The following is a 24742-nucleotide window of genomic DNA, read 5'->3' on the forward strand; positions in this document are numbered from 1 at the left end:
GGAGGCGGGAGCCGGGCACCCGTGCCGGGCAGGCTCCGCCGTAGGGTGGCCGCATGGGGATCATCGGGGTTCCGGCGGGCTGGCCCGCCGACGAGGCGGGGGCGCTGGAGGTCCAGCGCGCGCTGCGGGGGCGGCTCGTGCTGGCGGAGGAGGGGCCGCCGCCGGGGGAGGGACACGTCACCGGGCTCGACGTGGCGTACGACGACGAGCGGGACCTGGTCGCCGCCGCGGCCGTGGTCCTCGACGCCCGGACCCTGGCGGTCGTGGAGGAGGCGACCGCCGTGGGGCGGGTCTCCTTCCCCTACGTCCCCGGGCTGCTCGCCTTCCGCGAGATCCCGACCGTGCTGGCCGCCCTGGACGCGCTCACGGCCGATCCGGGGCTCCTCGTCTGCGACGGCTACGGGCTCGCCCACCCGCGCCGGTTCGGCCTCGCCGCCCACCTCGGCGTGCTCACCGGCCGGCCGGCGATCGGCGTCGCCAAGAACCCCTTCGCCTTCACCTACGACCAGCCGGGGCCCGACCGGGGCGACTCCGCCCCGCTGCTCGCCGACGGCGAGGAGGTCGGGCGGGCGCTGCGGACCCGGCGCGGGGTCAAACCCGTCTTCGTCTCCGTCGGGCACCGGATCTCCCTCGGCAACGCCTGCGCGCACACGCTCGCGCTCGCCCCGCGCTACCGGATCCCCGAGACCACCCGGCTCGCCGACGCGCTCTGCCGGCGCGCGCTCGCCGAGGCGCTGGCGGTGGGCGATGAGCGGGCCCGTGCTGAGTAGCGTCTGAGTACCCGTACGGATGTCCGCTGTCAGACCCCCACGGCACAGTGGCCGTCATGACAACCCCCGTCACCACGCGCCCCCGTGGCCGCTCCGGCGGCCGGGCGATGCCCGCCGTCCTCGCGGTCGCCGCGCTCTCCGCGCTCGCCTGGACCTGCGCCATCCTGTACGTGCTCGCCGACTGGACCACCCGATGAAGGGGCGGCTGCGCTGCGTCGTCCTCGACTGCCCCGACGCCCATGAACTCGCCGCGTTCTACCGGGAGGTGCTGGGCGGGGAGATCACGGCGCCCGACCCGGGGCTCGCCGTCGGCGCCGGCTCCGCCGTGCTGCGCGACGCGCACGGACCGGTCCTCGCCTTCCAGGACGTCGCCGACCACCGGCCACCCGTCTGGGGCGCCCCGGAGCAGCAGTTCCTGCTGGACATCCGGGTCCCGGACCCGGCCGCCGCCCACGACCGGGTGCTCGCCCTCGGGGCCGTTCCCCTCAGCGAGGGCGGACTCGCGGAGGGTGCATTCAGCCAGGGCGGACTCGCTGAGGGCGGGCCCGGGGAGGACGGATCGGGCGCGGAGCCCGGGACCGGCGGGGACGCCGGACCGCTGTGGCGGGTGTACGCGGATCCGGCCGGACATCCCTTCCGGCTGATGGGGAACTGAGGGACCCGGGGCGCGCCCGGAGCCGTTCCGCCGACCGGCTTCGACCGGGCGCGTGGTGGGCAGTATGAGCGGATGGACCCGCAGACCACACCCCGACGACTCGTCTCCTCCGGCTCCCCCCTCGAACCGGAGATCGGCTTCTCCCGCGCGGTACGGCACGGCCCGTACGTCTCCGTCGCCGGCACCGCGCCGATCGCGCCCGACGGCACCACCTCCGCCCCCGGCGACGTCTACGCCCAGACCGTCCGATGTCTCGACATCGCCGAGGCCGCCCTCCGCGAGGCGGGCGCCCGCCTGACGGACGTCGTCCGCACCCGGGTCATGCTCACCGACGCCACCACCTGGCGGGAGGCGGCCCGCGCCCACGGCGAGCGGTTCGCCGCCGTCCGGCCCGCCTGCACCTTCGTCGAGGTGTCCGGGTTCATCGACCCCCGGTGGCTGGTCGAGGTCGAGATCGACGCGATCGTGACCGACCACACCGCCCCGGACATGATCGGCTGGTGAACGGCCGGAGGGCGGAGGCGGCGGGGACGGCCGGCGGGTGACGGGGCCGCCGGCCGCTACTCCGCGTGTGCCACCCGGAAGCGGAGGCCCGCCGCCCGCAGCCGGGCGATGAGCGCGTCGCCCATCGCCACCGCCGTGGTGACCTGGCCCGCCGTCTTCGGCAGCGGGTCCAGGGCGAGGCAGAGCGCCGACTCGGCGAGCATCTTCGCCGTCTCGTCGTAGCCGGGGTCGCCGCCCGACACCTCGGTGAAGACCCGCCGTCCGCCGCCCTCGCCGACGAAGCGGACGGTGAACCAGCTGCGGGCGCGCCGCTCGGCCGAGGGCCCGGAGCCCGCCTGGTAACGGTCCATCAACCACCGCCGTGCGGCGGGCACCTGGGCCGCCGTGACGGCCGCTCCGATCGCCGCCGTGCCGCCGAGCGCCATCGGCAGCGTCTTCACCGAGGCGTAGTGGCGGTAGCGGAAGTCGGGGCCGTACCGGTCGAGCGCGGCCGCCGACCGGGCCACGACCTGCGGGTCGAGGGTGGGCAGCGGCAGCGCCCAGGTGCCCGTCTCGGTGCTGAAACGGGGGGCGCCCAGCGGCGCTCGGGCCCGCCGGCCCACCGACCGGGGCGCGTGCAGCCGGCGTTCGCGGGCGGCCCGCAGGATCTCCCGGCCGCGCCCGAAGGCCGTCAGCGCCGAGGCGAAGGTGCCGCCGGAGAAGACGGCACCGGCCCGGACGAAGCCGTCGACGCGCAGCGGTACGCCCTCCGGCAGCTGCTCCACGGTGAAGAGCACGCCGAGGTCGTGCGGGACGGAGTCGAAGCCGCAGGCGTGCACGATCCGGGCACCGGTCTCCCGGGCGCGGGCGTCATGGCGGACGTACATGAGATCGACGAACTCGGCCTCGCCGGTGAGGTCCAGGTAGTCGGTGCCGGCGTCCGCGCAGGCGGCGACGAGCCCTTCGCCGTACCAGACGTACGGGCCGACCGTGGAGGCCACCACCCGGGCGGACCGGGCGAGCTCACGCAGTGCGGCCGGGTCCCCGGAGTCCGCGACCACCAGCGGCAGGTCCGCGCAGTGCGGCCGGACGGCGGCGAGCCGGTCCCGCAGCGCGGCCAGCTTCGCCGCCGAGCGCCCGGCGAGGGCCCAGCGGCACCCGGCGGGCGCGTGCTCGGCCAGATACTCGGCGGTGAGCTCGCCCACGAACCCGGTCGCCCCGTAGAGGACCACGTCGTACGCCCGCGCTCCGGCCTCCCCGCCGGGCTCCCGCCCCGCGTCCGCCCCTGTCTCCATCGAGCCTCACTCCCGTCCCTCGCGATGCCTCGGCGATGCCCTTCGGCGTCGCCCCGGGTCACGTACCCCGCGATGCCGTCGGCGATGTCCTCGGCCGTGCCGTCGGCGGAGGATAGCGGACCCGACCGCCCCACCGAATTTCCAAGCGCTTGCTCGGCCGGGGGGCTTGTGCCGAGTGGAACACGTTCCTAGCATCTTCGGTGTTACATCACTGGTGTCACACACTCCTGGGGGCTCGATGGGCACGAGGCAGACCGAGCGGACCGGCCCGCTCGCCGGCGTCCGGGTGGTGGAACTCGCCGGCATCGGCCCCGGCCCCTTCGCCGCCATGCTCCTCGGCGACCTCGGCGCCGACGTCGTCCGCGTCGACCGCCCCGGCGGCGCCGGCATCGGCGTCGACCCGGCCAAGGACCTCACCAACCGCAACAAGCGCTCGGTCCTCCTCGACCTGAAGAGCCCCGAGGGCCCCGCCGCCGTCCTCGACCTGGTCGAGCGCGCCGACGTGCTGATCGAGGGGTACCGCCCCGGCGTCGCCGAACGCCTCGGGGTCGGCCCGGGGGAGTGCCTCGCCCGCAACCCCCGGCTCGTCTACGGCCGGATGACCGGCTGGGGCCAGGACGGCCCGCTCGCCCCCACCGCCGGCCACGACATCGGCTACATCGCCGTCACCGGCGCCCTCGGCATGATCGGGCCGGACCCGGAAGGCCCCCCGGCCATCCCCGCCAACCTCGTCGGCGACTACGCCGGCGGCTCCCTCTACCTCGTCATCGGCGTCCTCGCCGCCCTCCAGCACGCCCGCGCCCACGGCGAGGGGCAGGTCGTCGACGCGGCGATCGTGGACGGCGCCGCCCACCTCACCACCATGATCCACGCCATGGTCGCGGCGGGCGGCTGGCAGGACCGGCGCGGGGTGAACCTCCTCGACGGCGGCTGCCCCTTCTACGGGGTGTACGCGACCTCCGACGGCGGCCACATGGCCGTCGGCGCCCTGGAGGAACGCTTCTACGACGAGTTCGCCCAGCTCCTCGGCCTGACCGAGCCCGCGTCCGGAACCGAGCCCGCGTCCGCAGCCCGCCCCGCAGCCGCAGCCGGCGCCCGCGCCGAGGCCCGAGACGGCGGCTACGCCACCGCGCTCCGCCGCGACCTCGCCCGCTGGCCCGAGCTGCGCGAGGCCGTCGCCGCGCGTTTCCGGAGCCGTACCCGCGCCGAGTGGACCGAGGTCTTCGAGGGCTCCGACGCCTGCGTCGCCCCCGTCCTCTCGCTCCGCGAGGCCCCCGCCCACCCGCATCTCGCCGCCCGCGCCACCTTCACCGAGCACGGCGGACTCGTCCAGCCCGCGCCCGCGCCCCGCTTCTCCGCCACCCCGGGCACCCTCCGTACCGGCCCCGCCCTGCCCGGCGCCGACACCGCCGAGGTCGCCCGCGACTGGGGCGTCCCCGCCCTGCACCCCGAGGACGATCCGCACACCCCGGACGCCCCGTTCACCCAGGAGTCGAAGACCGCATGAAGCGCACCCTCTACACCGAGGACCACGAGGCCTTCCGGGCCACCGTCCGCACCTTCCTGGAGAAGGAGGTGCTGCCCCACTACGAGCAGTGGGAGAAGGACGGCATCGTCTCCCGCGAGGCATGGCTCGCCGCCGGCCGGCAGGGCCTGCTCGGCCTCGCCGTCGAGGAGGAGCACGGCGGCGGAGGCAATCCCGACTTCCGGTACGCCTCCGTCCTCGCCGAGGAGTTCACCAAGGCCGCCGCCCCCGGCCTCGCCCTCGGCCTCCACAACGACATCATCGGACCGTACCTCACCAAGCTCGCCACCGACGAGCAGCGGCGGCGCTGGCTGCCCGGCTTCTGCTCCGGCGAGATCGTCACCGCCATCGCGATGACCGAGCCCGGCGCCGGCTCCGACCTCCAGGGCATCAGCACCACCGCGGAGGACCACGGCGACCACTGGGTCCTCAACGGCTCCAAGACCTTCATCTCCAACGGCATCCTCGCCGATCTGGTGATCGTCGTCGCCCGCACCACCCCCGAGGGCGGCGCCCACGGCCTCTCCCTGCTCGTGGTCGAGCGGGGCATGGAGGGCTTCGAGCGCGGCCGCAACCTCGACAAGATCGGCCAGAAGTCCCAGGACACCGCCGAGCTCTTCTTCAAGGACGTCCGCGTCCCCAAGGAGAACCTGCTGGGCGAGCTCAACGGCGCCTTCGTCCACCTGATGACCAACCTCGCCCAGGAGCGCCTCGCCATCGCGGTCGCCGGGATCGCCGGCGCCGAGCACCTCCTGGAGCTCACCACCCGGTACGTCAAGGAGCGCGAGGCGTTCGGCCGGCCGCTCGCCAAGCTCCAGCACGTGCGGTTCGAGATCGCGGAGATGGCCACCGAGTGCGCCGTGACCCGCGCCTTCGTGGACCGCTGCATCGCCGAGCACGCCGACCCGACCGGGCTCGGTCTCGATCCCGTCAACGCCTCCATGGCGAAGTGGTGGGCGACCGAGCTCCAGAAGAGGGTCGCCGACCGCTGCCTGCAACTGCACGGCGGATACGGCTACATGAGCGAATTCCCGGTCGCCCGCGCCTTCACCGACGGCCGCATCCAGACCATCTACGGCGGCACGACGGAGATCATGAAGGAGATCATCGGCCGCTCCCTCCTCGGCTGATCCCCGACACCCTCGGCCGATCCCCCGACGCCCCGCCCCGACCCCTCCCGCTCGTCGAAAACCCTCACCGTGAAAGGCTTCCCGTGAGCACCGAAGCGTACGTGTACGACGCGATCCGCACCCCGCGCGGACGCGGCAAGGCCAACGGCTCCCTGCACGGAACCAAGCCCATCGACCTGGTCACCGGCCTGATCCGCGAGATCCAGACCCGCAACCCCGGCCTCGACCCGGCCGCCGTCGACGACATCGTCCTCGGCGTCGTCGGCCCGGTCGGCGACCAGGGCTCCGACATCGCCCGGATCGCCGCCATCGCCGCCGGTCTCCCCGACACCGTCGCCGGCGTCCAGGAGAACCGCTTCTGCGCCTCGGGCCTCGAAGCGGTGAACATGGCCGCCATGAAGGTCCGCTCCGGCTGGGAGGACCTCGTCCTCGCCGGCGGCGTCGAGTCCATGTCCCGGGTGCCGATGGCCTCGGACGGCGGCGCCTGGTTCGCCGACCCGATGACCAACCTGGAGACCAACTTCGTCCCGCAGGGCATCGGCGCCGACCTCATCGCCACCATCGAGGGCTTCAGCCGCCGCGACGTGGACGAGTACGCCGCCCTCTCCCAGGAGCGCGCCGCGACCGCCTGGAAGGAGGGACGCTTCGCCCGCTCCGTCGTCCCCGTCGTCGACCGGGCCGGCCTGACCGTCCTCGACCACGACGAGTTCATGCGCCCCGGCACCACCGCCGACTCCCTCGCCCGGCTCAAGCCGTCCTTCGCGGACATCGGCGAGCTCGGCGGCTTCGACGCGGTCGCGCTCCAGAAGTACCACTGGATCGAGGAGATCGACCACGTCCACCACGCCGGCAACTCCTCCGGCATCGTCGACGGCGCCTCCCTCGTCGCCGTCGGCTCGAAGGAGATCGGGGAGCGGTACGGGCTGACGCCCCGCGCCCGGATCGTCGCCGCCGCCGTCTCCGGCTCCGAACCCACCATCATGCTCACCGGTCCCGCCCCGGCCGCCCGCAAGGCGCTCGCCAAGGCCGGTCTCACCATCGACGACATCGACCTGATCGAGATCAACGAGGCCTTCGCCGCGGTCGTCCTCCGCTTCGTCAAGGACATGGGCGTCTCCCTGGACAAGGTCAACGTCAACGGCGGCGCCATCGCGCTCGGCCACCCGCTCGGCGCCACCGGCGCGATCATCCTCGGCACCCTCGTCGACGAGCTGGAGCGCCAGGACAAGCGCTACGGCCTCGCCACCCTCTGCGTCGGCGGCGGCATGGGCATCGCCACCATCGTCGAGCGCGTCTGACCTCCCCGTCCGCACCCCTCTACCGGAGAAGCATCAGTCATGAGCGAGAGCACCACCATCCGCTGGGAGCAGGACGACACGGGGATCGTCACCCTCGTCCTCGACGACCCGAACCAGTCCGCCAACACCATGAACCAGGCGTTCCGCGCGTCGATCACGGCCGTCGCCGACCGCCTGGAGGCCGAGAAGGACTCCATCCGCGGCGTCATCTACACCTCCGCGAAGAAGACCTTCTTCGCCGGCGGCGACCTCAAGGACATGATCCAGGCGGGCCCCGAGCACGCCCCGGCCATCTTCGACGCCGCCATGGACATGAAGCGCGCGCTGCGCCGCATCGAGACCCTCGGCAAGCCCGTCGTCGCCGCCCTCAACGGCGCGGCTCTCGGAGGCGGTTACGAGATCGCGCTCGCCTCCCACCACCGGATCGCCCTCGACGCGTCCGGCTCCAAGATCGGCCTGCCCGAGGTCACCCTCGGCCTGCTGCCCGGCGGTGGCGGCGTCACCCGCACCGTACGCCTCATGGGCATCACCGACGCCCTCCTCAAGGTCCTCCTCCAGGGCACCCAGTACACCCCGAAGCGTGCCCTCGACAGCGGCCTGGTCCACGAACTGGCCTCCACCCCCGAGGAGATGATGGCCAAGGCCATCGCCTTCATCGACACCCACCCGGAGTCCGCGCAGCCCTGGGACGTGCCCGGGTACCGCATCCCCGGCGGCACCCCGTCGAACCCGAAGTTCGCCGCCAACCTGCCCGCCTTCCCGGCCAACCTGCGCAAGACGCTGGCCGGCGCCCCCTACCCGGCCCCGCGCAACATCATGGCCGCGGCCGTCGAGGGCTCCCAGGTCGACTTCGAGTCCGCCCAGGTCATCGAGTCCCGCTACTTCACCGAGCTGGTCACCGGCCAGACCGCGAAGAACATGATCCAGGCGTTCTTCTTCGACCTCCAGGCCGTCAACTCCGGCGCCAGCCGCCCCAAGGGCGTCGAGAAGCGCCAGGTCCGCAGGGTCGCCGTGCTCGGCGCCGGCATGATGGGCGCCGGCATCGCCTACTCCTGCGCCCGCGCCGGCATCGAGGTGGTCCTCAAGGACGTCACCGACGAGGCCGCCGCCAAGGGCAAGGCGTACTCCGAGAAGCTCTGCGCCAAGGCCGTCTCCCGGGGCCGTACGACCCAGGAGAAGGCCGACGCCCTGCTCGCCCGCATCACCCCCACCGCCGACCCGCGGGCGCTGGCCGGCTGCGACGCGGTGATCGAGGCCGTCTTCGAGGACACCGCGCTCAAGCACAAGGTCTTCCAGGAGATCCAGCACGTCGTCGACGCCGACGCGCTGCTCTGCTCCAACACCTCCACCCTGCCGATCACCGTCCTCGCCGAGGGCGTCGAGCGCCAGGACGACTTCATCGGCCTGCACTTCTTCTCGCCGGTCGACAAGATGCCGCTGGTCGAGATCATCAAGGGCGAGCGCACCGGGGACGAGGCCCTGGCCCGTGCCTTCGACCTGGTCCGCCAGATCAACAAGACGCCGATCGTCGTCAACGACTCGCGCGGCTTCTTCACCTCCCGCGTCATCGGCCACTTCCTCAACGAGGGCGTGGCGATGGTCGGCGAGGGCATCGAGCCCGCCTCGATCGAGCAGGCCGCGGCGCAGGCCGGCTACCCGGCCAAGATCCTCTCCCTGATGGACGAGCTGACCCTCACGCTGCCGCGCAAGATCCGCAACGAGACGAAGAAGGCCGTCGAGGAGTCCGGCGGCGTCTGGGCCACCCACCCCGGCGAGGCCGTCATCGACCGCATGGTCGACGAGTTCGGCCGCCCGGGCCGCAGCGGCGGCGCGGGCTTCTACGACTACGGCGAGGCGGGCAAGCGCGGCAAGCTGTGGCCGGGCCTGCGCGAGCACTTCACGAAGCCGGGGTACGAGATCCCCTTCCGCGACATGCAGGAGCGGATGCTCTTCGCGGAGGCCCTGGACACCGTCCGCCTCCTGGAGGAGGGCGTCCTGACCTCGGTCGCCGACGCCAACATCGGCTCCATCATGGGCATCGGCTTCCCGGCCTGGACCGGCGGCATCCTCCAGTACGTCAACGGCTACGAGGGCGGTGTCGCCGGCTTCACGGCGCGCGCCCGCGAGCTGGCGGAGACGTACGGCGAGCGCTTCGCCCCGCCGGCCCTGCTGGTGGCGAAGGCGGAGCGGGGCGAGACCTTCACGGACTCCTGAACGCCGACCGCAACTCCTCGCTCAGGGAGCGCTGGAACGCGGTGACGAGGGCCTGGACCACCATCGGCTGCATGTGCGCCGAGAGCGACTTCATCGCCGTGAGGTGGTCCGGGTCCTCCCCGCTCTCCCGGTACGGGTTCCACACCTCCTCCTGGAACAGCCGCGCCAGCTCCTGGGCGGCGGACCGGGCGTGGGCGAGGAGCACCGTCCGGGAGGCGAGGATGGTCTCGTGCTCGATGGGCACGTCGAGGAGTTCGACGCCGAGCCGCAGCAGGGACCCGTCGAGCCGGAACACCCCGTCCTCGGCGGTCGGCGCCAACACCCCCATGGCGGCGAGCCGTTCGAGGTCCCGGTCGGCCAACTCCCGTCCGGCGCGCCGCTCCAGCTCCCGCCGGGTGATCGTCTCGGCGGACTCCGGCGCCCACGACGCCACCAGCGCCCGGTGCACGGCGAGGTCCTGCGCGCTGAGCTCGGGCGGCAGCTGCTCCAGGTACCGCTCGATCGCGGCGAGCGTCATGCCCTGCCGCTGGAGCTCCTCGATGAGCGCGAGCCGGGCCAGGTGCCCGGGGCCGTACCGCCCGACCCGGCGGGGGCCGATCACCGGCGGCGGCAGCAGCCCCCGCGTCCCGTAGAACCGCACGGTCCGCACCGTGACCCCGGCCCGCGCGGCCAGCTCGTCGACGGTGTATCCGGGCAGTCCCTCGTCGCTCGCGTCCTCCATGGTGGAACAGTATTGCTGTCTCACCAGTGCTGTGAAAGACCCCGGGTCCTCCGGGTCACAGCTGCGCGGGCGCGGCGAGGGCCGCGTCGACGGCCGTGTACGTCACGCCGTGGTCGGCCAGGGCCTCGGCGACCACCCCGCCGGTCGTGGTGAGGGCGAGGAGCAGGTGCTCGTCGCCGATCTCCCGGTCCTTGCGGGCGAGCGCCACGCGCAGCGACTTCTCCAGCACGGTCTTCGCCTCGCGGGAGAAGGTCCGGCGCCCGGACCACCACCCCGCGTCCTTGCGGTCGCCCGCGAGCGCCCCGGTCCCGTGGGTCTCCTCGACGCGGGCGACGACCGCGCCGACGTCGATGCCGAGGTCCGCCAGGGCCTCCGCGTCCGCCCGGGACAGCCCGGCCCGGCGCCGGGCGTCGGCGAGGGCGGCGAGCAGGGACGGGCGGCGGTCCCGCGGGCAGAGCCGACCGAGCGCCGCCGCCGCGCGGGTGTCCTCCCGGTCGAGCAGGGCCAGCAGCAGGTGCTCCGGGGTGACGGTCGCCGCGCCGCCGCGTTCGGCGTGCTCGGCGGCGCCCCTCACCACGGCGCGCGCGGCCTTCGTGAACCGTTCGAACATCACTGCCTCCCGTACTTCTTGTGGACGGCCTGCCGGCTGACACCCAGCTCGGTCGCGATCTCCTGCCAGGACCAGCCCTGGTTGCGCGCGCTGCGCACCTGGACGGCCTCCAGCTGTTCCAGTAGTCGCCGCAGCGCGGACACGGCCCGCAGCCCGACCCGGGGGTCGCGGTCGCCGGCCCGTGCGGCGAGATCGGTCGCATCGGTCATGCTGTCAATGTAGGTTGACACTCGACCTCATGTCAACCTCGGTTGACGGGTCTCGTTGTCGGACCCTCCCCCTACGGTCGACCCATGACCGAGATCGAATACGTGTGCGGCGACGCCACCGCGCCGCGGGGGAGCGGCGTCCGGATCGTCGCCCACGTCTGCAACGACCTGGGCGGCTGGGGCAGGGGCTTCGTGCTCGCCGTCTCCCGGCGCTGGCCGGAGCCCGAGGCCGCCTACCGCCGCTGGTACCGGGAGCGGGCGACGAGCGGCTTCGGGCTCGGCGCGGCCCAGTTCGTCCAGGTCGCGCCGGACCTCTGGGTGGCGAACCTGGTGGGCCAGCGGGGCATCCGCACCGGCCGGAGCGGCGCTGTGCCCGTGCGGTACGAGGCGATCGACGCGGCCCTCGGGCTGCTCGCGGACAAGGCCGCCGAGCTGGGGGCCTCGGTCCACATGCCCCGGATCGGCTGCGGCCTCGCCGGCGGGACCTGGGACCGGGTGGAGCCGCTGGTCCGGGAGCGGCTGTCGGCGCGGGGGACGGCGGTCACCGTGTACGACGTCGGCGGGTGAGGGACGGTGTGCGGGGGCGGCGCCCGGTGGGGGTCCGGTGGGGGTTAGAGTCGGCGGCCGGTCCGCGTCGGCGGGCGGGAACAGGGGAGTGGGATGTACGCGCAACTGAGGGAGACCGCTTCGGAATTGGCCGGAGTCCTCTGGCGGGAGCACACCGTGTACCGGGAGCGGGGCGGTGGCGTGGTGATCCGGGGGGAGCACGTGGAGCGGTGGATCAGCCTGGCGCCGACCGGCGGCAAGGACCGGGCGCTGCTGCGGGCCGGACGACTGCTCGACGGCGGGACGACGGCCCCGGCTCGTACCGAGGTCGTGGTGGACCTCACGGCGCCGGTCTCCGAGCTGGCCGCCGTCTGCCGGCGGATGCTCGCCGAGGTCGCCGCGGCGGCGGAGCCGCCGGCCGCCGGGCCCTCGCGGGCCGGGCGGCCGGGGAAGGTACGGAAGGGGAAGGGCGGGGGCTCCGGGCCCTCGCGGGCCGGGCGGCCGGAGAAGGCGCGGAAGAGCCGGCACACGGGTGCCGGCTCCTGGGTGGTGCTGGTGCTGGTCGGCATAGCCGTGGCCGCCTGGGCGTACACCGTCTTCGGCGGCCCCGGCTACTGACCCGCGGGCCCGGGGGGCCGGCTCAGAAGGCGGTCACCGGGTAGTGGTCCGACAGATTGGTGTACGTGTACTTGGTGCCCCAGCTGGAGACCGTCCACGGCGCGGCCGACTCCAGGATCACGTGGTTGGTCCAGTTCGCCGGGCGGGCGTTCCCCGCCCGGTGGAGGACGTAGTCCAGGTCCTCGCGCGGGTCGTCCGGATAGCGCTCGGCCGCGATCGAGTTCAGCTCGGTGTCGAAGGAGTACGGGTGGCCGGTGCGGGCGTCCGCGCCGGCCAGGCCCGCGTCGGCCAGCATCGACGCGTACTCGGGCGAGTGGGAGTCGACGTTCATGTCACCCGCGACGATCACCTGCTCGCCGGCCGGGATGTTCTTGGCGTCGAGGAAGGCGTCCATCGCCTTGAACTGGCGGCTGCGCATCTGCGCCGCCTCGCCCGCCGCGCAGCCCGGGTCGGTGGACTGGGCGTGGGTGCCGACGACGTGGACGCGGCTGCCGTTCACGTCGAGGACCGCGTAGGCGAAGCCCTTGTTCGAGAACCAGTCGGCGCCGCAGGCGTCCTTGTAGACGTACTGCTCCTTGCGGACGATCGGCCACTTGCTGAGGATCGTCACCCCGCCGTCCTCGGGCGTCGCCGCCGCATAGGACCCGCCGGTCGCGTCCCAGCCGCTCTTGGAGCGGCCCACGACGGGCGTCTGGTGCGGGTACGCGGCTGCGGCGTTCGCCTTGAGCGCGTCGGAGGAGGAGTTGTCGAACGCCTCCTGGATCACCACGACGTCCTGGCCCTGGAAGAACGGCGCCGCGGGTATCGCCTTGGCCCGGTGGTCCTGCCCCCAGTTCGGGTAGAGGGTCTTGCTGAAGAGGAAGGCGTTGTAGGTGAGCACCTTCAGGCGGGGCACCCCGTCCGCGGGGGACGCGGGGGCGGCTGAGGCGGCGGGGGCGGTCGCCGCCAGGGTGGCGGCGGCGAGCGCCAGCGACACGGCGGCACCGGGGATGCGGCGGAACGTGCTGAGGGACACGTGAACTCCCGACGAGTGGTGGGGGGTTGTACTCGGCGCGCGCCATACAACCAGTCGTAGTTACCTTCCGGTAGCCTCTGGGTGCCGGGAATCTTGCGTGCGTCGTACGAGCGCGCCAACGATCGCCGGGGTGTACGATTCGCCGCCTGCGGGACCAGGTAGAATGCGCGCCATGACGACCCTCGCCTCCAACTCCACGATCTTCAACATGGACCTCGGTCCGCTCAACCCGGTGTGGGCTGAGCTCATCCTCGGCTTCGCCGTCTTCTTCCTCACCTTCTTCTTCCTGGCCAAGGTGATCCTTCCGAAGATCAAGCGCACGATCGAGGAGCGCGAGGACGCCACCGAGGGCGCCACCGGCCGCGCCGACGACCTGCGCGCCGAGGCCGCCGAGATCCGCGCCCAGTACGAGGCCGAGCTCGCCGAGGCCCGCCACGACGCCGCCCGGATCCGCTCCAAGGCCGTCGAGGAGGGCTCCACCGCCATCGCCGCCGCCCGCGCCGAGGGCCAGGCCGAGCGCGACGCCATCCTCGTCGCCGGCACCGCGAAGATCACCGCCGAGCGCGAGGCCGCCGAGCGCGAGCTCAACGCCGACGTCGACGCCTGGGCCCGCGCCCTCGCCGGCCGCATCGTCGGCGAGCCGGTCGGCGCCGACCGCGCCTGACCGCGAACGGACCGCGACCACCACGCCGGGGCCGTTCCCGGGGCCGAGAGCCCACGGGAACGGCCCCGTCGTCGTACGCCCCCACGACGCTCCGGAGGCGCACCCTGGAGGGGCGGCCACCGAGGCGAGAGGCAGGAGGACCCCCGTATGAGCACCAGGTCCGGAACGGGGCCCCGGGCGCAGGCCCCCGGCGACCGGCGGCACCCCGACCCCGCCCCGCCGCCCGTCGGCGGCGTGCTGTGGAGCGTCGCCGGGGACGTCCGGGCCCTGCTCATGCTGCCCGCCGCGCTCACCATGCAGGTCGCGCACCCCGCGATCGGCGCCGGCGTCGACGAGCACTCCGTCTTCCGCACCGACCCCTGGGGGCGCGGCGAGCGCTCGCTCCGCTCCGTCCAGCTCTGGGTGTACGGAGGCGAAGAGGCGGCGGCCGAGGGGCGCCGGCTGCGCGCGCTGCACCGCGACATCCAGGGCACCGACGCGCACGGGCGCCGCTACCACGCCCTCACCCCCGCCTACTACGCCTGGGTCCACGCCACCGGCTACCCCGTCTACCGGCACGGCCTCGCCCTGCTCCACCGCCCCCTCACCGAGGCCCAGGACCGCGCGCTGTACGCCGAGTGGCTCCAGGTCGGCCGGATCCTCGGCATCCACGACCGGGACATGCCACAGACCGTCGAGGAGTTCTGGCCCTCCTACCGCAAGGTCCTCGCGGAGGAGCTGGAGGCCACCGCCGTCGTCCGCGAGCTCATCGACCCGGACGCCCCCGTCCCCGCCCCCGACCGGGGCCCGTTCCTCCTCCGGCTCGCGCTCCGCCCCCTCTGGCCGCTGCTCCGCCGCCCCTTCCAGCGGATCCGCGCCTTCCTCACCGTCGGCATGATGCCGCCGGACGCCCGCGCGGCCATCGGCCTGGAGTGGACGCCCGGGCAGGAGCGCCGGCTGCGCCGCCTCGCCCGGATCGTCCGTCTCGTCGTACCGCTCCTGCCCGAACGGCTGCGCTATCTGCCGCTCGCCCGGCGAGCCCGCGAGGCCGCCCGCCGCGCCGAGCGCTGACGGACGGCCCCCAGGACCTGGTGGACCTAGTGGTCCTCGTGGTCCTGGTGCTCCTCGTGGTCGTGGATCGTGTTCGTCGCCGCGATCTTCTTCCACGACCTCGGCTGCGCGGGCTTCGCCCGGAGGGACTCCGGCGCGGCAGACCGCGCCGCGGGGGCCGCGGGTGCGGCGGCCGGAGACGGTCCCGCTGCCGGCTTGGAGGGCTCGTACAGCCAGGTGTCGAAGAGCGCCGCCAGCGGCTTGCCGGAGACCTGCTCCGCGTACCGGACGAAGTCCGCGACCCGCGCGTTGCCGTGCGCGAACCGCTGCGGCCACCCCTTCAGGATCGCGAAGAAGTCCTCGTCGCCGATCTCGTTCCGCAGCGCCTGGAGCGCCAGCGCGCCCCGGTCGTACACCGCGATGTGGAACAGGGCCTCCGCCCCCGGGTCGCCCGGCTTCACCGTCCAGAACGGGTCGTCGGCCGTCCGCAGGGCGTAGACGTAGTCCGCCAGCTCCTGGGCCGTGCCCTCGCCCTCCTTCTCCGACCACAGCCACTGGCTGTAGCGGGCGAAGCCCTCGTTGATCCAGATGTCCTTCCAGTCGCGCACCGAGACGCTGTCGCCGTACCACTGGTGGGCCAGCTCGTGCACGACCACCGAGGTGTTCGCGCCGTTCGCGAACTGGCGCGGGCTGTAGAACGGCCGGGTCTGGGTCTCCAGGGCGTAGCCGCTGGTCACGTTCGGCACATAGCCGCCGAGCGCGTTGAAGGGGTACGGGCCGAAGACCCCCTCCAGCCACTCCGCGACCTCGGCGGTCCGCTCGACCGAGGCGCGGGCCGCGCCGGCGTTGTCGCCGAGGTCCTTGCTGTACGCGTTGAGGACGGGCAGACCGTTCGCGGTCCGGTCCGTCGTGATGTCGAACCTGCCGACCGCGAGGGTGGCCAGATACGTCGCCTGCGGCTTCGTGGAGCGCCAGTTGAAGCGGGTCCAGCCGAGCCGGGAGGACTGCGACTGGAGCACGCCGTTGCTGATCGCCTGGGTGCCGTCCGGCACCGACACCGACACGTCGAAGGTGGCCTTGTCGCGCGGGTGGTCGTTGGACGGGAACCACCATGCGGCCGAGTCCGGCTCCTGCGCGGCGACCCCGCCGTCCGGGGTGCGGTGCCAGGCGGACCAGCCGTCGACCTTGTACTCGGAGGGCTTGCCCGCGTAGCGGACCACCACCGTGACCTGCTTGTTCCTCGGCAGCGGCGCCGCGGGGACGATCTCCAGCTCGTGCTCGCCGGTCGCGGTGAACTTCGCGAGCCGCCCGTCGACCCGGACCTCCGTGGCCTTCAGCCCCAGGTCCAGGTTGAAGCGCGAGAGGTTCTGGGTGGTCGTCGCCAGGATCGTCGCCGTGCCCTCCAGGAGGTCGGTCGACGGCTGGTACTTCAGGCGCAGGTCGTAGTGGGAGACGTCGTACCCGCCGTTGCCGGCGGCGGGGTAGTAGGAGTCGCCGATGCCCGGGGCGCCCGGGACGTAGTCGGCCGCCGATGCCGGGATCGCCAGCAGCAGCGAGGCCGCGAGGGCGCTCGGAACGATGATTCTGCGGTGCACGGATGTTCTCCAAGTCGTGAGCGACAGAGCGACGTAAGACGCGTGGGTGGGCGTCGGTCCTTAGTTCGTACGCTTTCGGACTCTAGGAACCACGCGACGCAGGGTCACGTAAAGACCGCGTCCCGTCACACGATCGCCATTCGGCCGACACGAATCCCCGGTTCACCCGTTTCCCGTACGCGGTCTTCCGTCCCGGCCCGGGCGCCGAGTACGTTCCCGCCCATGCCGATGCGATTCCGCGCCGCCCGCCGCGTCCTGGCCCTCGTCGCCGGGACCGCCGTGCTCGGACTGCCCCTCGTCACGGTCCCCGCGAAGGCGGCGGGCCACGCCGAGCGGCCGGCCCCGCCCCGGACCGGCTTCGAGACGAGCGGCGGCGCCCGCTGGACGACCGGCGCGGAGGAGCGGGACTTCCTCGCCGCCGTCGACCGGGGCAGCGACCGGGTCTCCGTCACCACGCTCGGCACCACCGAGCAGGGCCGGCCGCTCCGGCTCGCCGCGCTCGGCCCCGCGCACGGCGCCACCACCGTCCTGCTCGTCTGCGGCCAGCACGGCGACGAACCCGCCGGCCGGGAGGCCTGCCTCAGCACCGTCCGGGACCTCGCCCACGCCTCCGACCCCGCCACCCGGCGCCTCCTCGCCCGCACCACCGTCCTCGTCCTGCCCAACGTCAACCCCGACGGGCGCGAGGCGGACACCCGCGGCAACGCCGCCGGAATCGACGTCAACCGCGACCACCTCGCCCTGCGCACCGCGGAGGCCCGCGCCCTCGCCGCCCTCGTCCGCGACCGGCGCCCGGACCTCGTCCACGACCTCCACGAGTACCACTCCACCCCCGGCTTCTACGACAAGGACCTGCTCGCCCTCTGGCCGCGCAGCCTCGACACCCACGCCCGCGTCCACGCCGAGTCCCGCACCCTCTCCGAGGAGTACGTCCGCCCCGGCGCGGCCCGCGCCGGGTACACCCACGGCGTCTACGGCCTCTGGACCGACCCGCTCACCGGGCGCCCGGTGAAGCAGGTCGCCGGCGACGGCCAGGAGCGGATCCTGCGCAACACGGCCGGGATCAAGCACATGACCGCCCTCCTCGCCGAGACCCGCGAGGAACCGCTCGGCGCGGCCGAGGAGCGCGACCCCGCGCTCAACCAGCGGCGCAGGGTCGCCACCCACCTCACGGCGCTGGAGGACGTCTTCGCGTACGTCTCCGAGCGCCGCGGCCCGCTCGCCGCCGCCTCCGCCGCCTCCCGTCTCTCCGGCCTGGCCGACCGGGGTCCCGTCCACCTCGGCGGCGCCGACAACGACCCGCCCGAGCCGGACGAGATCCTCGCCGACCCGCCCTGCGGCTACCGCCTCGACGCCGTCCAGTACGCCGAGGCGGGCGACGAACTCGCCCTGCACGGCGTGACGGTGAGCCGCCGGACCGACGGCGGGGCCTTCGTGCCGATGCGCCAGCCGCAGCGGATGCTCGTCCCGCTGCTGCTCGACGGCCGCGCCGCCTATCACCTCGTCAGTGGGCTTCCTGTGGAGGAGTGTTGACGATCGGGTGGATACGGGGGGTCGTGTCCGATCGGCCCCTTCGCTCCAGGTAAAGTTACCGATCGGTACTGACCATGCCTCATCCGGGCCGCCACGGCCCCGACTTGGAGAAACACATGCACCACGCGACGCGCGCGCGCCGCATCCTGCCCGCCCTGTTCACCACGACGCTGCTGGCCGGGGGCCTGCTGCTCGGACAGGCCGTCACCGCCCCGACGGCCGAGGCGGCGCCGCACCGCACCTGCAACGTCAAGGAGCTGAGGAACCAGGCGCAGGACGAGCGCAACCGGGGCGCCCAGCTCAAGCGCCTCGGCGCCCACGAGGAGTCCCGCCGCGCCTACGCCCGCGCCGCGGCCCTGGACACCCGCGCCAGGCAGTGCGAGCGCGCCGACGAGATCGTCGCGCCGCCCATCTGGAAGTGACCGGCGGCGGGACCTCCCGCCCCGCACCGAAGGCCCCCGCCCCCTCCAGGGCGGGGGCCTTCGGCCGTTCAGCCCGTCACGAGGTCCGCCGCGCGCCGCGCGCAGCCCCACGCCACCGTGACCCCCGCGCCCCCGTGCCCGTAGTGGTGCACGAGCAGCCCGCCCCCCGGCAGCCGCTCCGCCTCGACGCGCACCCCGCCGGAACGGGCCGGGCGCAGTCCCACCCGGTGGCCCAGCACCCGGGCGCCGGCGATCTCCGGCCGGATCCGCGCGCACCGCGCCACGATCCCCGCGGCCGTCACCGGATCGGCCTCCGTCCCCTCCGCCCCCTCCTGCGCCGTCCCGCCGAGGACCAGCCGCCCCGGCTGCGGGAAGAAGTACGTCGTCTCCGCCGCCCCGGCGTCCGCCGCCGTGAACCACTCCTCGATCCCCGGGTTCTCCACCAGCACCAGCTGCCCCCGCACCGGCCGCACTCCGCCGTCCGGAACCAGCTCCCGCGCGGCGAGCCCCGTGCAGTTCACCACCACCGGCGCCGCCGCGGCCGCCTCCTCCCAGCCCGTCACCGCCCGCCGCTCGACCACCCCGCCCGCCGCCTCCAGGCGGGCCCGCAGCCACGCCAGGTGGACCGGCATGTCGATCAGCGGCAGCCGCGCCGCGAGCCCGGTGGCGTACGGCCCCGGCACCTCGGCCGCCGGCAGCTGCCGCAGCCCCTCCACCCGCGCCGCCCACGCGCCGAGACCGTCCAGGACCGTGTCGGCGTGGACCCCCGGCACCCACCGCACCCCGGTCTCCTCCGGCGCGCCGGCCAGCTCCCCGTAGACCCGCAGCGACTCCAGCGCCCACTCCCCGGCCCGCGCCGCCGGCTCTATCCGGTACGGCCACCACAGGGCGCCCGCCACCGCCGAGGTCGTCGCCTCCGCCGGGTCCCGGGACCAGACCCGTACCCGCGCTCCCCGCTCCGCCAGCGTCACCGCCGTCGTCAGCCCGACGACCCCGCCGCCCACCACGATCACTTCGCCGATCACGCCGCTCTCCATGCCCGGGACCGTACCCGGACGACGTCCGGCACCCACGTAGGATGCGTGGTCTGATGACTGCCACTCTCGTCGCCAAGGACCTCGCCGCCGGCCACGGCGAACGCACCCTCTTCGCCGGGCTCGACCTCGTCGTCGCCCCCGGCGACGTCATCGGCCTCGTCGGCGTCAACGGCGCCGGCAAGTCCAGCCTGCTGCGGCTGCTCGCCGGGCTCGACGCCCCCGAGGAGGGCGAGGTCAGGCTCTCGCCGCCCACCGCGACCGTCGGCCACCTGCCGCAGGAGCCCGAGCGCCGCGAGGGCGAGACCGTCCGCGCGTTCCTGGCCCGCCGCACCGGCGTCGCCGCCGCCCAGGCCGCGATGGACGAGGCCACCCAGGGCCTCGTCGACGGCACCCCCGGCGCCGACGACGCGTACGCCACCACCCTGGAGCGCTGGCTGGACCTCGGCGGCGCCGACCTCGACGAGCGCGCCGAGGAGGTCACCGCCTCCCTCGGCCTCACCGTCGGCCTCGACCAGCCGATGACCGGCCTCTCCGGCGGCCAGGCCGCCCGCGCCGGCCTCGCCTCCCTCCTCCTCTCCCGCTACGACGTCTTCCTCCTCGACGAGCCGACCAACGACCTCGACCTGGACGGCCTGGAGCGCCTGGAGTCCTTCGTGAAGGGCCTGCGGGCCGGCACCGTCGTCGTCAGCCACGACCGCGAGTTCCTCACCCGCACCGTCACCAAGGTCCTCGAACTCGACCTCGCCCAGCAGCAGATCACCCTCTACGGCGGCGGCTACGACGCCTACCTGGAGGAGCGGGCCACCGCCCGCCGGCACGCCCGCGAGGAGTACGAGGAGTACGCCGACAAGAAGTCCGCCCTGGAGAGCCGCGCGCTCATGCAGCGCAACTGGATGGACAAGGGCGTCCGCAACGCCCGCCGCAAGGCGGGCGACAACGACAAGATCGGGCGCAAGCTGCGCGGCGAGTCCAGCGAGAAGCAGGCCGCCAAGGCCCGCCAGACCCAGCGCATGATCGAGCGCCTGGACGTCGTCGACGAGCCCCGCAAGGAGTGGGAGCTGCGCATGGAGATCGCCTCCGCGCCCCGCTCCGGAGCCGTCGTCGCCACCCTCCGCGACGCCGGGGTCCGTCGCGGCGACTTCTCCTTCGGACCGGTCTCCCTCCAGATCGACTGGGCCGACCGGGTCGCCGTCACCGGAGCCAACGGCGCCGGGAAGTCCACCCTGCTCGCCGCCCTCCTCGGCCGCCTCCCGCTCGACTCCGGCCACGCCGTCCTCGGCTCCGGCGTCGTCGTCGGCGAGGTCGACCAGGCCCGCAAGCTCTTCCACGGCACCGAGACCCTCCTCGACGCCTTCTGCGCCGCCGTCCCGGAGACCGAACCGGCCGAGGTCCGCACCCTGCTCGCCAAGTTCGGCCTCAAGGCCGACCACGTGCTGCGCCCCGCCACCACGCTCTCCCCGGGCGAGCGGACCCGCGCCGCGCTCGCCCTCCTCCAGGGCAGGGGCGTCAACCTCCTCGTCCTCGACGAGCCCACGAACCACCTGGACCTGCCCGCCATCGAGCAGCTGGAGTCCGCCCTCGACTCCTACGACGGCACCCTGCTCCTGGTGACCCACGACCGCCGGATGCTCGACGCGGTGCGCGTGAACCGGCGCGTCGAGGTCGCCGCGGGCAAGGTCACCGAGCTCTGATGGACCTGCCCTCCGGCCGGGGTGCCCTCGCGGTGCGCCCCCTCGCCGTGATCACCTCCGGCGAGCGGTGGCCGGACGGCCCGCTCCGCCCCGCCCCGGAGGACGACCTCGGGGCCGGAGCGGTCCCCGACGCCCCGCGCGCCCCGGCGCCGGGGCTCTCCCCGACTCCGGCGGCGACCGACGACCCGGCCGCCGCCTTGCACGGCTGCGGCACGGGCCGTGAACTGTACGAGTACGGCTGTCCCGAGGACGTCGCCGTGGCCGCCGGGATCGACGGCTCCACGACCGTGCCGGTCCTCGCGGGCGGCGCATTTACGGAGGCACCATGACCGACGACAGCGTGACCCGGCTCCTCGCGATGCTGGACGACCTCGACGCGGACGTCGACGCCACGATCGACCTCGCCGACGAGATCGCGGCCGCCGGCGACCGGGCGCTGCTGCCGCGCCTGGAGTCCGAGCTGGACCGGGCCGTCGCCGAGCGCAACGGCTACGCCCGCGAACTCCTCGGCGGCGTCCTCGCCGCCCTCGGCGGCCCGACCACCCTCCCGGTCCTCGTCCGGGCCTCGGCCGCCGACCTCGGCGACGACCAGGACGGCCTGGCCACCGAGATCGTCGACCTGGTCCAGGCCGACCCGAAGACCGCCGAGCGCGTCCTGCGCCCCCTGGCCGAGGACGACGACCTCACGGTCGCCAACCGCGCCGACTGGGCACTCCGCTTCCTGCCGTAGCCGCCGGACCGCCGGGGCGTTGGGCTGCCGGGCGTTGGGCTGCCGGGCTGCCGTGCTGCCGTGCTGCCGGGCGAGCAGCCGGTTGGCCGCCGAGCAGGCGAGCCGCCGTGCTGCCGGGCCGCCGTGCTGCCGGGCCGCCGTGCTGCCGGGCTGCCGGGCCGCCGAGCCGCTGGACCGCCGGTTCGCCGGGCCGCCGGGCGAGCGAGCCGGTCGGCCGCCGAGCAGGCGGGCTGCCGGGCGCCAGGGCGCCGGACCGCCGGTTCGCAAGGCTCCCCGGCTCCCGGGCTCCCCGGGCCGTCGTCCCGAGCGCATCGGGTCGGCTGCCGTGGGCGCCCGGTGCTGCCGCTCCCCGTCCCTGGGCCCTACGCGCGACGCCCCCGGTCCCGCCGCGAAGGCGGGGCCGGGGGCGTCCGGGCGAGACGTCAGCGGCGCTTGCCGCCGCCCTCTCCGAGCAGGCCCGCCTTGCGGAGGGCGTCGGCCATCGCGCTGTTCGCGGGCGCGGCGGCCTGGCCGCGGCCCTGGTTCTGGCCCTGACCCTGGGCCCGACCCTGACCCTGCCCCTGGGCCCGACCCTGGCCCCTGTCCCGGTCCCGGCCCTGGCCGCCCTGGCGCTGCTGGGGCGGGCGGCCGCCCCGGTCGCGGCGCTGCCCGGCCGGGGCGGGGGACGCCCCGTCGTCCGCCGTCGCCTCGTCGTCGAGGCGCAGCGTCAGCGAGATGCGCTTGCGCGGGATGTCGACGTCGAGGACCTTCACCTTCACCACGTCACCCGGCTTCACCACGTCACGGGGGTCCTTGACGAAGGTCTTCGACATGGCGGAGACGTGCACCAGGCCGTCCTGGTGCACACCGACGTCCACGAACGCGCCGAACGCGGCCACGTTCGTCACCACGCCCTCCAGGACCATCCCCGACAGCAGGTCGCCGATCTTCTCGACGCCGTCCTTGAAGGTCGCCGTCTTGAAGGCGGGTCGCGGGTCGCGGCCCGGCTTCTCCAGCTCGCGCAGGATGTCGGTGACGGTCGGCAGGCCGAAGGAGTCGTCGACGAAGTCGGCCGGCCGCAGCGACCGCAGCGTACCGGTGTCGCCGATCAGCGCGGCGACCTCGCCGCCGGTGGTCTTCGCCATCCGCCGCACCACCGGGTACGCCTCCGGGTGCACCGAGGAGGCGTCCAGCGGGTCGTCCCCGCCCCGGATGCGCAGGAAGCCCGCGCACTGCTCGTACGCCTTCGGGCCGAGCCTGGCCACGTCCTTGAGCGCCTTGCGGGAGCGGAAGGGGCCGTTGGCGTCGCGGTGCGCCACGATGTTCTCCGCGAGGCCGCCGCTGATGCCGGAGACCCGTGAGAGCAGCGGCGCGGAGGCGGTGTTGACGTCCACGCCGACACCGTTCACACAGTCCTCGACGACCGCGTCGAGCGAGCGCGAGAGCTTCGTCTCGGCGAGGTCGTGCTGGTACTGGCCGACGCCGATCGACTTCGGGTCGATCTTCACCAGCTCGGCCAGCGGGTCCTGGAGGCGCCGGGCGATCGACACCGCGCCGCGCAACGACACGTCCAGTTCAGGAAGCTCCTGGGAGGCGAAGGCGGAAGCCGAGTAGACGGAGGCGCCGGCCTCCGAGACCATCACCTTGGTCAGCTGCAACTCGGGGTGCTTCGCGAGGAGTTCACCGGCGAGCTTGTCGGTCTCGCGGGAGGCGGTGCCGTTGCCGATGGCGACCAGCTCGACCGCGTGCTCCTTCGCGAGCCGCGCCAGCTTCGCCAGCGACTCGTCCCACCTGTTGGCCGGGACGTGCGGGTAGATCGTGTCGGTGGCCACGACCTTGCCGGTCGCGTCGACCACCGCCACCTTCACGCCGGTACGGAAGCCGGGGTCGAGGCCCAGCGTCGCCCGGGTGCCGGCCGGCGCGGCCAGCAGCAGATCGCGCAGGTTCGCCGCGAAGACCCGGACGGCCTCGTCCTCGGCGGCCGTCCGCAGCCGCAGCCGCAGGTCGATCCCGAGGTGCACCAGGATCCGGGTGCGCCAGGCCCAGCGGACCGTGTCCTGGAGCCACTTGTCGCCCGGACGCCCCCGGTCGGCGATGCCGAAGCGGCCCGCCACGATCGGCTCGTACGACGAAGGCCCGTCCGTGGCCTCCTCCGGCTCCAGGTCCAGGCTGAGCACGTCCTCCTTCTCGCCGCGCAGCATCGCCAGCACCCGGTGGGAGGGCAGCGCCGTGAACGGCTCGGCGAAGTCGAAGTAGTCGGCGAACTTCGCGCCGTCCTGCTCCTTGCCCTCGCGGACCTTCGCCGCGAGCCGGCCCCGGCCCCACATCCGCTCGCGCAGCTCGCCGATGAGGTCGGCGTCCTCCGAGAACTTCTCGGTGAGGATCGCCCGCGCGCCCTCCAGGGCCGCCGCGGGATCCGCCACGCCCTTGTCCGCGTCCACGAAGGCGGCCGCGGCGGCGGCCGGCTCGACCGACGGGTCGGCCAGCAGCCCCTCCGCGAGCGGCGCGAGACCGGCCTCCCGGGCGATCTGCGCCTTGGTCCGCCGCTTCGGCTTGAACGGCAGGTAGATGTCCTCCAGGCGCGCCTTGGTGTCGGCGGCCAGGATCCTGGCCTCCAGCTCCTCGGTGAGCTTGCCCTGCTCGCGCACGGAGTCGAGCACGGCGGTCCGCCGGTCCTCCAGCTCCCGCAGGTAGCGCAGCCGCTCCTCCAGGGTGCGCAGCTGCGCGTCGTCGAGCATCTCGGTCGCTTCCTTGCGGTAGCGCGCGATGAACGGCACGGTGGAGCCGCCGTCGAGCAGCTCGACGGCCGCCCTCACCTGTCGCTCGCGTACGCCGAGCTCCTCGGCGATCCTTGCTTCGATGGACGTCGTCACGGTGTCCCGACTCGCCTTCTCGTGCCTACTGCTTGCACCAGGCATTCTGCCGGGTCGGTCACCCGAACGCGGCAACCGACCCGCTTCCCCCGCGCGCCGG

25 protein-coding genes are annotated in these 24742 nt (G+C 74.2%); 17 read left to right on the forward strand and 8 right to left on the reverse strand.

Annotated features, from left to right (window positions below; translation table 11 throughout):
• Positions 1-53: 53 nt before the first annotated feature.
• The 4 genes from ACFYT9_RS24035 to ACFYT9_RS24050 all read left to right on the forward strand — a co-directional run bounded on the left by ACFYT9_RS24035 (position 54) and on the right by ACFYT9_RS24050 (position 1929).
• Positions 54-770, forward strand: coding sequence for an endonuclease V (locus tag ACFYT9_RS24035; RefSeq protein WP_389167025.1), 717 nt, complete (start codon positions 54-56; stop codon positions 768-770).
• A 56-nt stretch (positions 771-826) separates the two neighbouring features.
• Complete coding sequence (gene mmpA / locus ACFYT9_RS24040) at positions 827-967, forward strand: morphogenic membrane protein MmpA (protein WP_389167027.1); 141 nt, start codon at positions 827-829, stop codon at positions 965-967.
• A complete protein-coding gene (locus ACFYT9_RS24045) occupies positions 964-1425 on the forward strand; it encodes a VOC family protein (protein ID WP_389167030.1) in 462 nt (153 codons plus the stop codon). Before mmpA ends, ACFYT9_RS24045 begins: the two co-directional genes overlap by 4 nt.
• Positions 1426-1497: 72 nt before the next feature.
• Positions 1498-1929, forward strand: a complete 432-nt coding sequence (locus tag ACFYT9_RS24050; RefSeq protein WP_387277534.1) for a RidA family protein — start codon at positions 1498-1500, stop codon at positions 1927-1929.
• A 56-nt stretch (positions 1930-1985) separates the two neighbouring features.
• On the opposite strand, the gene ACFYT9_RS24055 is transcribed toward ACFYT9_RS24050, so the two are convergent.
• Entirely contained in the window at positions 1986-3203 is a 1218-nt protein-coding gene (locus ACFYT9_RS24055; protein WP_376601022.1) for a saccharopine dehydrogenase family protein, read from the reverse strand.
• 238 nt (positions 3204-3441) lie between these two features.
• Between ACFYT9_RS24055 and ACFYT9_RS24060 the strand changes: the two genes are divergently transcribed.
• The 4 genes from ACFYT9_RS24060 to ACFYT9_RS24075 all read left to right on the forward strand — a co-directional run bounded on the left by ACFYT9_RS24060 (position 3442) and on the right by ACFYT9_RS24075 (position 9370).
• The gene (locus tag ACFYT9_RS24060) at positions 3442-4710 is read left to right on the forward strand and encodes a CaiB/BaiF CoA transferase family protein (protein WP_389167034.1); all 1269 of its coding nucleotides are present in this window, start codon (positions 3442-3444) and stop codon (positions 4708-4710) included.
• Positions 4707-5858 (forward strand): acyl-CoA dehydrogenase family protein, encoded by a 1152-nt coding sequence (locus ACFYT9_RS24065; protein WP_389167036.1) that lies wholly within the window; start codon positions 4707-4709, stop codon positions 5856-5858. Before ACFYT9_RS24060 ends, ACFYT9_RS24065 begins: the two co-directional genes overlap by 4 nt.
• Before the next feature lie 83 nt (positions 5859-5941).
• Complete coding sequence (locus ACFYT9_RS24070) at positions 5942-7156, forward strand: acetyl-CoA C-acetyltransferase (RefSeq protein ID WP_376601016.1); 1215 nt, start codon at positions 5942-5944, stop codon at positions 7154-7156.
• 39 nt (positions 7157-7195) lie between these two features.
• Positions 7196-9370, forward strand: a complete 2175-nt coding sequence (locus tag ACFYT9_RS24075) for a 3-hydroxyacyl-CoA dehydrogenase NAD-binding domain-containing protein (protein ID WP_389167040.1) — start codon at positions 7196-7198, stop codon at positions 9368-9370.
• Here ACFYT9_RS24075 and ACFYT9_RS24080 read toward each other — a convergent pair.
• The 3 genes from ACFYT9_RS24080 to ACFYT9_RS24090 are packed head-to-tail and all read right to left on the reverse strand — an operon-like array spanning position 9357 to position 10910.
• Positions 9357-10091, reverse strand: coding sequence for a MerR family transcriptional regulator (locus tag ACFYT9_RS24080; RefSeq protein WP_387277545.1), 735 nt, complete (start codon positions 10089-10091; stop codon positions 9357-9359). The genes ACFYT9_RS24075 and ACFYT9_RS24080 overlap by 14 nt on opposite strands.
• Before the next feature lie 55 nt (positions 10092-10146).
• The gene (locus ACFYT9_RS24085; RefSeq protein WP_389167043.1) at positions 10147-10701 is read right to left on the reverse strand and encodes a Clp protease N-terminal domain-containing protein; all 555 of its coding nucleotides are present in this window, start codon (positions 10699-10701) and stop codon (positions 10147-10149) included.
• On the reverse strand, positions 10701-10910 hold the full coding sequence (locus ACFYT9_RS24090) for a helix-turn-helix domain-containing protein (RefSeq protein ID WP_030315760.1): 210 nt from the start codon (positions 10908-10910) through the stop codon (positions 10701-10703). Before ACFYT9_RS24090 ends, ACFYT9_RS24085 begins: the two co-directional genes overlap by 1 nt.
• 84 nt (positions 10911-10994) lie before the next feature.
• On the opposite strand from ACFYT9_RS24090, the gene ACFYT9_RS24095 reads away from it, so the two are divergent.
• Entirely contained in the window at positions 10995-11477 is a 483-nt protein-coding gene (locus ACFYT9_RS24095; RefSeq protein ID WP_376601009.1) for a macro domain-containing protein, read from the forward strand.
• A gap of 93 nt (positions 11478-11570) precedes the next feature.
• Positions 11571-12074 carry a hypothetical protein gene (locus ACFYT9_RS24100; RefSeq protein WP_389167047.1) on the forward strand — a complete coding sequence of 168 codons (504 nt, stop codon included), beginning with the start codon at positions 11571-11573 and terminating at the stop codon, positions 12072-12074.
• A 22-nt stretch (positions 12075-12096) separates the two neighbouring features.
• Here the strand turns inward: ACFYT9_RS24100 and sph are convergent, their stop codons facing one another.
• Entirely contained in the window at positions 12097-13089 is a 993-nt protein-coding gene (sph, locus tag ACFYT9_RS24105; RefSeq protein ID WP_389167050.1) for a sphingomyelin phosphodiesterase, read from the reverse strand.
• Positions 13090-13261: 172 nt separating this feature from the next.
• Here sph and ACFYT9_RS24110 point away from each other — a divergent pair, with 172 nt between their 5' ends.
• Both ACFYT9_RS24110 and ACFYT9_RS24115 read left to right on the forward strand, forming a co-directional pair.
• Positions 13262-13753, forward strand: a complete 492-nt coding sequence (locus ACFYT9_RS24110) for a hypothetical protein (protein ID WP_387277555.1) — start codon at positions 13262-13264, stop codon at positions 13751-13753.
• 147 nt (positions 13754-13900) lie between these two features.
• Positions 13901-14803: an oxygenase MpaB family protein gene (locus ACFYT9_RS24115; RefSeq protein WP_389167053.1), complete on the forward strand. Its 903-nt coding sequence runs from the start codon at positions 13901-13903 to the stop codon at positions 14801-14803.
• A gap of 26 nt (positions 14804-14829) precedes the next feature.
• Here ACFYT9_RS24115 and ACFYT9_RS24120 read toward each other — a convergent pair whose 3' ends face one another.
• Positions 14830-16377 carry a M1 family metallopeptidase gene (locus ACFYT9_RS24120; RefSeq protein WP_389167055.1) on the reverse strand — a complete coding sequence of 516 codons (1548 nt, stop codon included), beginning with the start codon at positions 16375-16377 and terminating at the stop codon, positions 14830-14832.
• Between the two features lie 228 nt (positions 16378-16605).
• Here ACFYT9_RS24120 and ACFYT9_RS24125 point away from each other — a divergent pair, with 228 nt between their 5' ends.
• Positions 16606-17910: a M14 family metallocarboxypeptidase gene (locus ACFYT9_RS24125; RefSeq protein ID WP_389167203.1), complete on the forward strand. Its 1305-nt coding sequence runs from the start codon at positions 16606-16608 to the stop codon at positions 17908-17910.
• Positions 17911-18026: 116 nt separating this feature from the next.
• Positions 18027-18332 (forward strand): hypothetical protein, encoded by a 306-nt coding sequence (locus ACFYT9_RS24130; protein WP_376604661.1) that lies wholly within the window; start codon positions 18027-18029, stop codon positions 18330-18332.
• Between the two features lie 68 nt (positions 18333-18400).
• Here ACFYT9_RS24130 and ACFYT9_RS24135 read toward each other — a convergent pair whose 3' ends face one another.
• On the reverse strand, positions 18401-19369 hold the full coding sequence (locus ACFYT9_RS24135) for an NAD(P)/FAD-dependent oxidoreductase (protein ID WP_389167058.1): 969 nt from the start codon (positions 19367-19369) through the stop codon (positions 18401-18403).
• A 53-nt stretch (positions 19370-19422) separates the two neighbouring features.
• Between ACFYT9_RS24135 and ACFYT9_RS24140 the strand changes: the two genes are divergently transcribed.
• Genes ACFYT9_RS24140 through ACFYT9_RS24150 form a run of 3 tightly spaced genes read left to right on the forward strand, consistent with a single transcriptional unit; the run spans position 19423 to position 21790 of the window.
• A complete protein-coding gene (locus ACFYT9_RS24140; protein WP_389167061.1) occupies positions 19423-21060 on the forward strand; it encodes an ABC-F family ATP-binding cassette domain-containing protein in 1638 nt (545 codons plus the stop codon).
• Positions 21060-21389 (forward strand): hypothetical protein, encoded by a 330-nt coding sequence (locus tag ACFYT9_RS24145; RefSeq protein WP_389167064.1) that lies wholly within the window; start codon positions 21060-21062, stop codon positions 21387-21389. The genes ACFYT9_RS24140 and ACFYT9_RS24145 overlap by 1 nt, the downstream gene beginning before the upstream one ends.
• Positions 21386-21790 (forward strand): hypothetical protein, encoded by a 405-nt coding sequence (locus ACFYT9_RS24150; protein ID WP_387277567.1) that lies wholly within the window; start codon positions 21386-21388, stop codon positions 21788-21790. Before ACFYT9_RS24145 ends, ACFYT9_RS24150 begins: the two co-directional genes overlap by 4 nt.
• Positions 21791-22212: 422 nt before the next feature.
• Here ACFYT9_RS24150 and ACFYT9_RS24155 read toward each other — a convergent pair whose 3' ends face one another.
• Positions 22213-24642, reverse strand: a complete 2430-nt coding sequence (locus tag ACFYT9_RS24155) for a Tex family protein (RefSeq protein WP_389167067.1) — start codon at positions 24640-24642, stop codon at positions 22213-22215.
• Positions 24643-24742 lie beyond the last annotated feature (100 nt).

The sequence above is a fragment of the Streptomyces sp. NPDC004435 genome (assembly GCF_042873895.1).
In the GTDB taxonomy this organism is placed as follows: domain Bacteria; phylum Actinomycetota; class Actinomycetes; order Streptomycetales; family Streptomycetaceae; genus Streptomyces.